Raw genomic sequence first — 12,173 nt, forward strand, 5'->3', positions numbered from 1 at the left:
TATTTCATCCAATCTTGACATTTCCTTGATCAAGAATCTTCACGCTTCGTCGATACTGCTAGCATGATTTATGCTGCCCCCAATACCGAAATTGAAGCCATCCTGGCACAGAGAAACCTGTTGCCCTTGTTTCAGCCCATTATTGATATCAAGCAAGCGCAGGTGTTTGCGCATGAAGCACTGATTCGCGGACCACTGGAGTCCAAACTACATGCGCCGATTGCCTTGCTCAATGCAGCCAAGTTATGTGGGCGGGATATCGAGATGGAGTCTATCGCGCGCGATGTGATTTTTGAAGAATATCGCCGGGCGAACCATGCCATGCCACTGTTTGTAAACTTTAGCCCGGATGCCTTGCTGCACAGCGAAAGTGACTGGTCATTAAGCTTGGCGCAGCTGGAGAACTATCAGCTTGCAGCCAGCGATATTGTTATCGAAATCACCGAGAGTTCCACCATACGCGATTACGCCGAACTCAAGGAGGCGGTCACCAAACTCAAGGCACTCGGGTTTAAAATCGCGCTCGATGATCTGGGTGAAGGGACTTCAAGTTTGCGTTTGTGGTCTGAGCTGTCACCGCACTATGTCAAAATCGACAAGCATTTTATTGCCAACATCCACAACGATCCGATCAAGCTGGAATTTGTCCGCGGCATTCAGAAAATTGCGCTGGAGTCTAACACGCTGACGATAGCCGAAGGCATAGAAACCAAAGAAGAACTGGCGGTCATCAAAGACTTGAAAATAGACTATGCCCAGGGCTACCTGCTGGGCCGTCCGTTCCCAAAATTTCAGGCGACTTTGTCCGAGGAAGTGAGCACCCTGCTCAACAAAAACATTATTCGTTTATTTGCGGACCAGCAAACCATGGTCTCCAAACAAGCGACCGTGTCCGGGCTCACCAGCTATCAAGTGGCGGCGCTACCTGAAATGACCAATGAAGAAGTCTATGACTGGTTTCATCATGACAACAATCTCAACTCTATCCCGGTCACCGACCATAAAGGCAAGCCGCTGGGGCTGATCAGCCGTTATGACACCATAGACCGCTTTGCGCGGCGTTACCAAAAAGAATTACATGGCAAGAAATCCTGCACCACATTTATGGATACGCAATGCCTCATCATCCAAAAGGACATGCACATCCTGGCTTTGAGCGAGCTGATCCTGCAAGCCGATCCCAAGTATTTACTGAACGGCTTTATTATTGTCGACGGCGAGCGTTATGTGGGCATGGGCAGTGGTCACGCGCTATTGCGCGAAGTGACCAACATGCAGATTCATGCCGCACGTTATGCCAACCCCCTCACCCTGCTCCCGGGCAATGTGCCAATTAATGCCCATATCGACAAGCTGCTGGAACGGCGCATAGCGTTTGTCGCCTGTTATTGTGACCTTGATCATTTCAAGCCATTTAACGATGCCTATGGTTATCGCCGCGGCGACGAGGTGATACAGTTTGTCGGGCGCATGCTGAGCAGCATGGTGAACCATGAGCATGACTTTGTCGGCCATATCGGCGGTGACGACTTTGTGATTGTGTTTCAGAGTGAAGACTGGGAACGGATATGCCGCGACATTCTGGACACGGTGGCGAAGGTCATGCCAGACTTTTATGACCTCAAGGATGTGCAGTCAGGTGGCATTCATATTGAAGACCGCTTGGGCAATGAACACTTTTTCCCGTTTGGCAGCTTATCCATTGGCGCAGTGAGAGTTAGCGCCGAGTTTTTTGCCAGCCATCATGAAGTGGCTGGCGCCATGAGTCATGCCAAAAAGCAAGCCAAAAAGATTGTCGGTAACAGCCTGTTTACCGAGCGCCGCAAGCGATAACGTTGCAAGCAGCAAGCCATTAAACGCTGGCCTCGACTTGTGGTGCGGCCCTGAAGGCATCTTTGTAGCTGATATATTGAAAGGCAAACATCAGCGCATTGATGACCAGCAAGGCAATAAATACCAGCAGCGGCATCAGCAGCTGCGTGACCGTTGGAATCAGCACGCCTAAAATGCCAATCACCAGCCCCAGTCCCAGCATTACCACCAGCATGCCCAGCATCATGACTAGCCAGGCTACGCCCATGGGCACGGTATATTGCAGCATGCCGGCGATACTGGATTTGATCGCTTTCACCAGCGGATAACCATTGAGGGCAATCAGCATGGGGGAAAACCAGGTGGCAATAAACAAAGGCAAGAGCAATAACAACAACTTCACAATAAATGACAACGCATTTTCAAGAAACTTGGTCATATGTGAATCACTCATGCCGGCTTTGGTCGGCGCATGCGAAATGAGCGAAGCAAGTTCGCTGCTGAGCAGATAAGTCGCCAACACGGCATAAATCAGGCAGCTAGCGCCCAACAGCAACAAAGGTTTCAGATGCAGCTTGAGATGTTGCCAGGCGTCACCGGGCGACATTTCACCGTGCATATCCACCTGACGGTAGAGCATCACAATCCAGGCCATGCAGACGGGCCAGATCACCACACTCACCATGCCTAGAAACCCCAGCAATGGCAAGGATGGCAACACCATAAAAATGAAGATGTAGGCCAGCGAGCACAACATCCAGATATGTGGTTGCGTTTTAAATAAAGCCAGGCTTTCTTTGACCCAGCGAATCCCGCGCTGGCTGTTTGTTTCTGTCATGTGACTCCCTTTTATAGCGCGACTAAGTAAGCGCTTGACGATTCAGCAATACCCGCTCGAAATGAGCCGGGTCTTTGGCATGGGTCAACTCCCCCGCCACAGGATAGTAAAAATCATACAGGCGCGATAGCCAAAAGCGCAAGGCAGCGCGGCGCAACAAGGCCGGCCAGAAGGATTTTTCTTCTGCAGTGAACGGGCGAACCGCGTGATAGGCATTCATGAACACGGCCAACTTGTTATCGACAAACGCACCGTTGGCATCCACGCACCACTCATTCACCGCAATGGCCACATCGTAGGCCAGTACATCATGGCAGGCATAGTAAAAATCAATAAAGCCACCCAACACATTGCCGTCAAACAACACGTTATCGCGGAACAAATCGCCGTGTATCACACCATGTGGCAGACCAGACAAATCCAGGCCATGCTGAAACTGCAATTCCTCTTGCAACAAATGCTGCTGTACGGGTGCAAGCTTGGGCATCACCTGCTGCGCTGTCATCACGCGCCAGCCCTGACCGCGCTGATTGTGTGATTGCTCATGAAACGCCATACCCGCCAGATGCATACGCGCCAGCGTCTGCGCCACGGCTTCAATCTGGGTCAGGTTAGGCTGACTGACATCACTGCCACGCAAGCAGCTCACCATCAGGGCAGGTTTGCCATGAATCCGGTGCAAGGCCACGCCTTCTTTATCGACAATCGGGCTTGGGCATTGAATGCCGTGCTGCGATAAATGCGTCATTAAGTGCACAAAATAAGGCAGCTCGTCAAAATCGTTTTTCTCGAACACAGTCAGCACAAAGCGTGACTCGCTGGTTTCGACAAAATAATTGGTATTGGTAATGCCAGCCGCAATGCCGCGCAAAGTTTGCAGCTCGCCAACATTAAAAGGCGCCAACCATAGGCGCACTTCATCCAGACTCAGAGTGGTAAAAACAGACATGTGGGTGACAACCCTACCCTTACGGGCAGGTCAAAAACATTTAGAAGCGGAAAAGAATCCATTTGGGCACGGACACCGGGCGAGAAGGACCATCATGCACCCACTCGCCATTACGGTCTTCCCGGTGCAGGTAATAGGACTTGCCGCTCGGTGGCGTCACTTTCACCATATAGACCTCACCATTGAGGCTATATTCCTCAACCTCGTTATCACCATCCTTGCGCTTGGAGATGGTCGGCTGGTCTATGGGTTGTCCTTCAATGACTTTGGGCGGAGAGGGAATGTCATCCAGCAACTCGGCATCTTTGGGGGCCGCAGCACTAGCCAGCATGGAAAAACTCGCAAGGCACAGTGTGGTCAGCATAAAACGGGAAACATTACGCATGGAAGACTCCTTAGTCAGTGATCGCTATTCTAGCAAAAAGCCGTGCCGTGGCGGACATCCAGCGCTGAATAAACTTGTAAATATCCTGGCTTTGCGCGCAGCGATTACAGGTACAACTGCATCTTGCGCTCCGCTGGCGTCAATTCGAAGCCAGTGGTTTCATAATGTTTGAAAATCGCGTCCACGATCTGTTGCGGCTCATCAATCACTTGCACCAGGTGCATATCGGTCGGCGAAGCCATGCCTTCTGCCACCAGCGTATTGCGCAACCAGTCTATCAAGCCTGCCCAAAACTGGCTGCCGACCAGAATAATCGGAATCTTGCGGCTTTTGCCAGTTTGCACCAGCGTAATCGCCTCCATCAGTTCATCCAGTGTGCCAAAGCCGCCCGGCATAACGACAAATGCGCTGGCATATTTAACAAACATGACCTTGCGCATAAAAAAGTATTTGAAACTGATGCCGATATCCTGATAGGGATTGCCGTGCTGCTCGAAAGGCAACTTGATATTCAGCCCGACACTGGCGCCACGGCCTGGAAAAGCACCTTTATTGGCCGCCTCCATAATGCCTGGCCCGCCGCCAGAAATCACACTAAAGCCTGAGTCTGATAATAGCCGGGCAATTTCTTCGGTGCGTTGATAATACGGATGGTCAGGCTTGGTACGAGCACTGCCAAAAATCGACACCGCGGGCGTAATCGCCTTGAGGTTTTCAGTGGCGCCGACAAACTCGGCCATGATTTCAAAGGCATGCCAGGATTCATGGCTGGCACTATCGCCATTGAGCAGCTCAGGCTCGACCATGGTAGGCAGCTTGGGGGTGGTCATCATTCAGTCCTTCAACAATCAAAACCAAATTAGTGTACATGAAGTGGCTTTGAAATGCGTAAAATACGCCATTGATTTGACTCTTGAGAACACACGATGAAAACCCTGCTGCTGGTCGATGGCTCCAGTTATTTATACCGCGCGTTTCACGCCATGCCGGATTTGCGCAACTCGGCCAACGAACCGGTCGGGGCGATTCAAGGCGTGCTGAATATGTTACGGCGCCTGCACAAGGACTATCCTTCTGACTATAGCGCCTGTGTGTTTGACGCCAAGGGCAAAACCTTCCGCGACGATCTTTATCCCGAATACAAGGCCAACCGCGCCAGCATGCCGGACGATTTGCGCGTGCAGATTGAACCGCTATACGAAACCATCCGCGCGATGGGCTGGCCGCTGATTATTGAAGAAGGCGTTGAAGCAGACGATGTGATTGGCGCACTGGCCAAGCAGGCCGAAAAAGAAGGTATCCGCACCATTATCTCGACTGGCGATAAAGACATCACGCAACTGGTGAATGAAAATATTACCGTGGTCAACACCATGCGTGATGCCTTCCGTAAAACCGATGATGTATTGGATATTGCCGGCGTAGAAAATAAATTTGGCATCCCGCCCAGCAAAATTATCGATTACCTGACATTGGTCGGTGACAGTGTAGACAATGTGCCTGGGGTCGAAAAAGTCGGCCCAAAAACGGCGGTCAAATGGCTGACAGAATATGGCTCTCTCGACAATATCATTGCCAATGCCGACAACATCAAAGGCGTGGTCGGCGAGAACTTGCGCAAAGCCCTACCCTGGTTACCCACAGCACGCGAATTGATCACCATCCGCTGTGATATCGGTATCCGTGAGCATTTTGATGAACTGATCCCCAAAGCCCCGGACAAGCCTGCGCTACTCGCGCTGTTTGACCATTTTGAGTTCAGAAGCTGGAAGCGTGACTTAGACAAATTGCCAGACGGTGCCACAGCACCGTTGATTGAAAATCCGGCCCTACCGACCGTCGAGGAGCTTAGCGGACAAGCCGGTGGCGATTACTCGCCGGATACGCGACGGCTTTACCAGACCATTTTATCGGACAGTGAACTGGAACCGTGGCTCACCAAACTGGAACAAGCCGCTCTGCTTTGCTTTGACACTGAGACGACCTCACTGGACCCCATGCAAGCCAAAATTGTCGGCGTCTCGTTCAGCATCACGCCGGGGGAAGCGGCTTACATCCCGCTCACCCATGATTACTTTGATGCGCCTCCACAACTGGCTTTGACGGCGACCCTTGCCAAACTCAAACCCATCCTTGAAAACCCGGACATTAAAAAAGTCGGCCAGAACCTCAAATATGATATGCATGTGCTGGCCAATCATGGCATCACGCTGCAAGGCATTGCGCACGACACCCTGTTGCAATCGTATGTGTTTGAGAGCCACAAAGGGCATGGCATGGATGAGCTCAGCGAGCGCCATCTTGGCATTGCCCCCATCAGCTACGAAAGCGTGGCGGGCAAAGGCGCAAAACAAGTGTCGTTTAGCCAGGTCACTGTCGAGGTGGCTGCCGAATATGCCGCGGAAGACGCCGACATCACGCTGCAACTGCATCAGGCCCTGTACCCGCAAGTGACAGTCTCGGACAAACTGCGCTTTATTTATGAGCAGGTGGAAATGCCCAGCATGCAAGTGTTGCAACGCATGGAGCGCAACGGCGTGTTGATCGACAGCCACATGCTCAACCGCCAGAGCAATGAAATTGGCCTGCGTTTGATGGAGATTGAAAAACAGGCGTATGAGCTGGCCGGACAACCGTTTAACCTGGGTTCGCCCAAGCAGTTGCAAGAAATCCTGTTTGGCAAACTGGGTATCAAACCCTTGAAAAAAACGCCTTCTGGCGCCCCCAGTACCGACGAAGATGTATTGCAGGAACTGGCGCTGGATTACCCGTTGCCCAAGGTAATCTTGGAGCACCGCAGCTTGGCCAAGCTGAAATCCACCTACACCGACAAGTTGCCGAAAATGATCAACGCGCAAACCGGGCGCGTGCATACCAACTACAACCAGGCGGTGGCGATTACCGGGCGATTGGCCAGCTCGGACCCCAACCTGCAAAATATTCCGGTACGCACCGCCGAAGGCCGTCGCATCCGCGAAGCCTTTATCGCCCCGCCCGGCAGCCAGATCATCTCGGCGGACTATTCGCAGATTGAGCTGCGCATCATGGCGCATCTCTCACAAGATGCCGGGATGCTGACGGCCTTTGCCAATAACGAAGACATCCATCGCGCCACGGCCGCAGAAATTTTTGGCGTGGACAAAGCGGCCGTAGACAACGAGCAGCGCCGCTACGCCAAAGTGATTAACTTTGGCCTCATCTATGGCATGAGCGCGTTTGGCCTGGCGCAAAACCTCAATATCGAGCGCGGCGCGGCGGCCAATTACATTGAGCGCTATTTTGCGCGTTACCCCGGTGTCAAAGCCTATATGGAAAACACGCGCGCACTGGCCAAGCAGCAAGGCTATGTCGAAACCTATTTCGGCAGACGCTTATGGGTACCTGAAATCAACAGCGCTAACGTACAAAGAAGAAACGGCGCCGAACGCGCCGCCATTAATGCCCCCATGCAAGGCACGGCGGCCGACCTGATCAAACTTGCAATGATCGCCGTCGACCAATGGCTGACCGAGCAAAAACTGCAGACCAAACTCATTATGCAGGTGCACGATGAACTGGTGCTGGAAGTGCCTGAACATGAACTGGCATTAGTCAAACAGACCTTGCCCGTGCTCATGCAAGAAGTGGCAACCTTATCAGTGCCGTTACTAGCCGAGGTCGGCGTGGGCAACAACTGGGAGAGCGCCCACTAGACAGTCGCCTGACTTACGGTCAATATGAGCCTATCTTTTTTAACTGTGGAGCTTGGGCATGAAATCATTAGCGATGGTAGGCATTATATTGATTGCAGTCGGCGCAGCTGGTCTGATTTTCAAAGGGTTTAGTTACGAGAGCAAAGAGACCGTAGCAAAAATCGGCTCTTTAGAGGCCAATGCAGAGATCACCAAAGAGGTGGAAGTCCCGCAAGCGCTTAGCCTGATTGTGATTGCGGCGGGGGCTGCCTTGTTGATCATCGGTTTGAAAAAGTAAATCCTCAAGCCAGGGTAGGCGTGGCGCTATCTGGACGTTTGCAGCAAGCGAGTCAGCTGAATCTGACAGGTTTTTCCTAGATGGGCTGACAGATGACAGGCGCAACTGTGCTTAGCATAGAGCTTCATCATAACAACAGGGGAGTACACACATGCTTTGGACAATTGTTGTAGGGATTATCGCGGGTTGGTTGGCAGGCTTGATCATGAAAGGCGATGGCTTTGGCCTGATTTGGGATTTGGTGCTTGGTATTGCCGGTGCAGTGGTTGGCGGCTGGCTGTTTGGCCTGCTGGGCTTGAGTGCCAGTGGCGGCATGATAGGCAGCATTATCGTCGCCACCATCGGTGCCGTCTTCCTGATTTTTATTTCCCGTCTGCTCAGGTCGGCATAAAGCAGCATTCACCCTTACTGCAGTACAGCCTAGCTGGAAAAAATGACTTTTCCAGCTTCGCCTTTTTTGGCCTGATACATCGCATTATCCGCCTTCTGCAGTAAGGCTTCGATGTCGTCGGCCGTTTTAGGCCAGTCATAGGCGATACCGATACTACAGCCTACCGCGATCTCCTGACCCGATTGCAACTTGATGGGCTGACTGATGCTTTCGACCAGCTTGCCTGCAACCATGCGGGCCAGCTCTTCCGGCTGGGAGGCAAAGGTCAGCAGAATCACAAACTCATCCCCGCCAAAACGACACACCATATCTTCTTCGCGCAACACATCAGGTAATCGTTGTGCGATGGCCATCAACACTTCATCGCCCACAGGATGACCATGGGTATCGTTGACAGCTTTAAACCCATCGAGATCCACGAATAATAAAACAATGCCCCGTTGCGGCTGGCTGCTTTGAAGCTGGCTGACAATGCCATGCATCATACTGAGCATGCCGCGCCGGTTGAACAAGCCGGTCAGCGGATCTTCGGTCAACAGTTTCTCTAAGGCGTTTTGCTGCTGGCGAAATACGGTTAAATCCATCAAAAAACTGATACAAAAATCCAGCTCATCTTCAATCACACGGGTCAGTGCAATCCGCAATGGAATTTCGCGCCCATCCGCATGTATCCCGTGACGCTCAGCGACCACTTTTCCAGCCTGGTCATGTTGCCTGCGTTTGCGCGAGAGCGTGCTGAGCTGCTTCCAGTCGGGGATCATTTTGCCAAGCGAACGGCCCACGATTGCCTGCGACTGAACGCCAAACATCGCCTCAAAAGCGCGGTTCACCATCTGGATATGCCCCTTGGCATCCGTAATCACAATGGCGTCTATCGCGTGCTGAAAGATCACGCGCATTTGATGCTCCCTGAACTGTAACTCGCGGGCCAATTGCCGCTGCCGACTAATCATGGTTTGCGCCAGAATAGCGCCTAGCAAGGCCACCAAGCCCATGGTGACCAGCAAGGACAAATACAGCCGGTCCACGGTGGGCACAGGCTCATCAAACTGTATGGGGCCAGTAAAGCTGGCCGCAGCCATGCCCAGATAGTGCATGCTGGTAATGGCAGCCGCCATGACCAGACCACTGAACAAATGGCGCCAGGGCCGCAGTCGCCGCAAACGGGTACAGCGTTGATGAAACCACAACGCCAGAATGGCTAGCATCACTGCCGAGCACACGGACACCAGTACCAGCCATGGATTAAACGCCATGACAGCAGCCGTTTGCATGGCCAGCATACCGGTGTAATGCATCACTCCGATGCCCAAGCCGATCAAGGCGCCGCTAATGGTTAAATCGTAAGGAGATTTTCTTGCTTGCGCCACCCATTGCATGGATGCCCAGGAGGCAACAAATGCCGGCAACAAGGAGAGCAAGGTGATGACCAGCTCGTAACGCACCGTGGCACACAGCTCGAAAGCTAGCATGCCAATAAAATGCATGCCCCACACTGCCGATCCCATCGCCAGGCCACCGCCAAGCATGGTCAAGTGGCGGTCGCGCTTAAGTTTGAATTGCTGGGAGACCTCGGCCAGATGGATGGCAATGACAGAGGCTGTGAGTGCGATCAGGTAGGACAAGGCGACCATCGAGGGTTCATAGCGAGATGAAAGGATGGTGTCTGCTGGACTCACAAAATCAAAGAGAAAACTGTTCAATGGATTTCTTTCGATAATGTACTGATCACTGACTGAAAAGCTGGCTAGGCCAGCACGCAATGGGTCAAAACCACATCAAAGCACTTGCACACTTACACGCTCTACAGACCGCAAAAGTGCTGCAACAATGGCTATGCTGTGAATTTTCAGCAATTGCTTGGTATTATGCTGCTGTTAAAACGCTCACTCAAAAGTAATTTACTCAATATAACATGCGCCAATTTGGGATTTATATCATCGGTGACGAGATCCTGTCCGGCAAGCGCCAGGATGCCCATCTCAGCAAGGTCATTGCGCTTCTGTCTGCCCGCGGCTTGCAACTGAGCTGGGCGCATTTTATCGGCGATATCCCCGAGCAAATCACGCAGTTACTCAAGGCCAGTATGGCGCGCGGCGAGATTGTGTTTAGCTTTGGCGGCATCGGCGCCACCCCGGATGACTACACCCGCCAATGTGCAGCCGCGGCTGCCGGGGTACCGATTGAGCGACATGCAGGCGCCGTTGCCAATATTGAAGCGCAATATGGGGAAGCGGCTTACCCTAAACGCGTGCTTATGGCTGACTTTCCGCAAGGCTGTGAGCTCATCCCCAACCCGATTAACCGCGTGGCCGGATTCAGCATTCACGAGCATTACTTTGTACCCGGCTTTCCAGAAATGGCGCACCCGATGGTGGAATGGGTGCTGGAGACCTATTACAGTCACCTGTTTCATGGCCAGGACTATCTGGAGCAAGCCATTGTCGTCACTGAGGCAGGCGAAAGCGACTTGATTGACTTGATGAACAGCATGCTGAGCCGTTATCCCATGCTCAAGTTGTTCAGCTTGCCGCGCACCAACCAGCGCCGCACCACGGAAGTTGGTCTCAAAGGCGAAAGTGCGTATGTACTTGCAGCCATGCTGGAGCTGAAGGCTGGCGTGTCTGCATTAGGCTACCCCTGGGCGGATGTTTAAGAACGGATGGACTGCCGCCCACACTGCGGAGCCTGCTGCATTGCCCCGTCTATCAACAGCCCGATTCCCGGCATGCCACATGGCAAGCCCGCGGGGGTACCCTGCATACAACTGGATGAGGCCTATCGCTGCAAATTGTTTGGGCAGCCACAACGCCCAGCGTTTTGTGGCGGATTAAGCCCTAGCCTGGAGATGTGTGGCGAAGAACAGCAAGGACGTGCATATGCCATCCAGTGGCTAAGTGCCCTCGAACGTGCCACTCAGCCAGGCAACGCCTAATGAAAATTTGGCTTTACGACTGACGATACGCCCTGCGCATGAGCCAGAGCCCTGCCAGAATCATAGGCACGCAGAGCCATTGGCCCATGCTGAGCCCCAGCGACAGCAAGCCTAAAAAGCTGTCTGGTTCACGGGTAAACTCAACCAGAAAACGGAAGCTGCCGTAACAGAGCAAGAACATGGCTGACACCGCACCGATGGGTCGTTTTTTGCCCGCAAACCACCAGAGAATCAGGAACAGCGCGACCCCCTCTAGTGCAAACTCGTACAACTGCGAAGGATGCCGTGCCACCTGATCCACGGCTGGGAACACCATGCCCCAGTCCGCATGGGTTGGCCGCCCCCATAACTCGCCATTGATAAAATTACCCAGTCTGCCTGCCCCCAGGCCAATCGGCACGAGCGGCGCCACAAAATCCATCAATTGCAACCAAATCACGCCGCGCTTGCGGGCAAACAAGGCCATGGCCACCATCACACCAATAAAGCCACCATGAAACGACATGCCCCCTTGCCACAGGGCAAAGATTTCCAGCGGATGTTGCAGGAAATAACTGGGCTGGTAAAACACCACATAGCCCAACCGCCCACCCAGCACGACACCGAGCGCGATGTAAAACAGCATGTCGTCCGGGTCACGCGCCTGCCAGGGTGAGTTGGGGTCCAGTTTACGCAACCGGTTGACCTGGTACTGCCCCAACCACAGGCCACCAAAAAAACCGATCAGGTACATCAAACCGTACCAGTGGATACCAAAACTACCGATTTGTAATGCGATGGGGTTAAAGCCCGGATGGGTAAACATGCCGTATCACCGTGAAAAAAACTGCATTATAACTGCTGACCCGACCAGCGCAGGCAAACAGAGACTAAAAGCCACTCAATCACTGAATG

The 12,173-nt window shown here is 52.8% G+C and carries 12 protein-coding genes; 6 read left to right on the forward strand and 6 right to left on the reverse strand.

The window, feature by feature from the left end:
- The first annotated feature begins 63 nt into the window (after positions 1 to 63).
- Positions 64 to 1,833: a GGDEF domain-containing protein gene (locus tag GOC95_RS06240; RefSeq protein WP_194748683.1), complete on the forward strand. Its 1,770-nt coding sequence runs from the start codon at positions 64 to 66 to the stop codon at positions 1,831 to 1,833.
- Positions 1,834 to 1,852: 19 nt separating this feature from the next.
- On the opposite strand, the gene GOC95_RS06245 is transcribed toward GOC95_RS06240, so the two are convergent.
- The 4 genes from GOC95_RS06245 to GOC95_RS06260 all read right to left on the reverse strand — a co-directional run bounded on the left by GOC95_RS06245 (position 1,853) and on the right by GOC95_RS06260 (position 4,814).
- Complete coding sequence (locus GOC95_RS06245) at positions 1,853 to 2,650, reverse strand: BPSS1780 family membrane protein (RefSeq protein WP_275356333.1); 798 nt, start codon at positions 2,648 to 2,650, stop codon at positions 1,853 to 1,855.
- A gap of 22 nt (positions 2,651 to 2,672) precedes the next feature.
- Positions 2,673 to 3,599, reverse strand: a complete 927-nt coding sequence (locus GOC95_RS06250; protein WP_275356334.1) for a homoserine kinase — start codon at positions 3,597 to 3,599, stop codon at positions 2,673 to 2,675.
- Positions 3,600 to 3,639: 40 nt separating this feature from the next.
- On the reverse strand, positions 3,640 to 3,984 hold the full coding sequence (locus tag GOC95_RS06255; RefSeq protein ID WP_275356335.1) for a DUF2782 domain-containing protein: 345 nt from the start codon (positions 3,982 to 3,984) through the stop codon (positions 3,640 to 3,642).
- 104 nt (positions 3,985 to 4,088) lie between these two features.
- Positions 4,089 to 4,814: a TIGR00730 family Rossman fold protein gene (locus GOC95_RS06260; RefSeq protein ID WP_194749104.1), complete on the reverse strand. Its 726-nt coding sequence runs from the start codon at positions 4,812 to 4,814 to the stop codon at positions 4,089 to 4,091.
- A gap of 96 nt (positions 4,815 to 4,910) precedes the next feature.
- Here GOC95_RS06260 and polA point away from each other — a divergent pair, with 96 nt between their 5' ends.
- The 3 genes from polA (at position 4,911) to GOC95_RS06275 (ending at position 8,344) form a co-directional block, all read left to right on the forward strand.
- The gene (polA, locus tag GOC95_RS06265; protein ID WP_275356336.1) at positions 4,911 to 7,676 is read left to right on the forward strand and encodes a DNA polymerase I; all 2,766 of its coding nucleotides are present in this window, start codon (positions 4,911 to 4,913) and stop codon (positions 7,674 to 7,676) included.
- A 58-nt stretch (positions 7,677 to 7,734) separates the two neighbouring features.
- Positions 7,735 to 7,953 carry a hypothetical protein gene (locus GOC95_RS06270; protein ID WP_228518837.1) on the forward strand — a complete coding sequence of 73 codons (219 nt, stop codon included), beginning with the start codon at positions 7,735 to 7,737 and terminating at the stop codon, positions 7,951 to 7,953.
- 151 nt (positions 7,954 to 8,104) lie between these two features.
- Positions 8,105 to 8,344 carry a GlsB/YeaQ/YmgE family stress response membrane protein gene (locus GOC95_RS06275; protein ID WP_194748688.1) on the forward strand — a complete coding sequence of 80 codons (240 nt, stop codon included), beginning with the start codon at positions 8,105 to 8,107 and terminating at the stop codon, positions 8,342 to 8,344.
- Positions 8,345 to 8,373: 29 nt separating this feature from the next.
- On the opposite strand, the gene GOC95_RS06280 is transcribed toward GOC95_RS06275, so the two are convergent.
- Complete coding sequence (locus tag GOC95_RS06280; RefSeq protein WP_275356337.1) at positions 8,374 to 10,047, reverse strand: MHYT domain-containing protein; 1,674 nt, start codon at positions 10,045 to 10,047, stop codon at positions 8,374 to 8,376.
- Between the two features lie 212 nt (positions 10,048 to 10,259).
- Here GOC95_RS06280 and GOC95_RS06285 point away from each other — a divergent pair, with 212 nt between their 5' ends.
- Both GOC95_RS06285 and GOC95_RS06290 read left to right on the forward strand, forming a co-directional pair.
- A complete protein-coding gene (locus GOC95_RS06285; RefSeq protein WP_275356338.1) occupies positions 10,260 to 11,000 on the forward strand; it encodes a molybdopterin-binding protein in 741 nt (246 codons plus the stop codon).
- A 6-nt stretch (positions 11,001 to 11,006) separates the two neighbouring features.
- Complete coding sequence (locus tag GOC95_RS06290; RefSeq protein ID WP_275356339.1) at positions 11,007 to 11,279, forward strand: YkgJ family cysteine cluster protein; 273 nt, start codon at positions 11,007 to 11,009, stop codon at positions 11,277 to 11,279.
- A gap of 13 nt (positions 11,280 to 11,292) precedes the next feature.
- On the opposite strand, the gene lgt is transcribed toward GOC95_RS06290, so the two are convergent.
- On the reverse strand, positions 11,293 to 12,084 hold the full coding sequence (lgt, locus tag GOC95_RS06295) for a prolipoprotein diacylglyceryl transferase (protein ID WP_275356340.1): 792 nt from the start codon (positions 12,082 to 12,084) through the stop codon (positions 11,293 to 11,295).
- Between the last annotated feature and the right edge of the window lie 89 nt (positions 12,085 to 12,173).

Source organism: Methylophilus sp. YYY-1 (assembly GCF_029132825.1).
Taxonomy (GTDB): domain Bacteria; phylum Pseudomonadota; class Gammaproteobacteria; order Burkholderiales; family Methylophilaceae; genus Methylophilus; species Methylophilus glucosoxydans.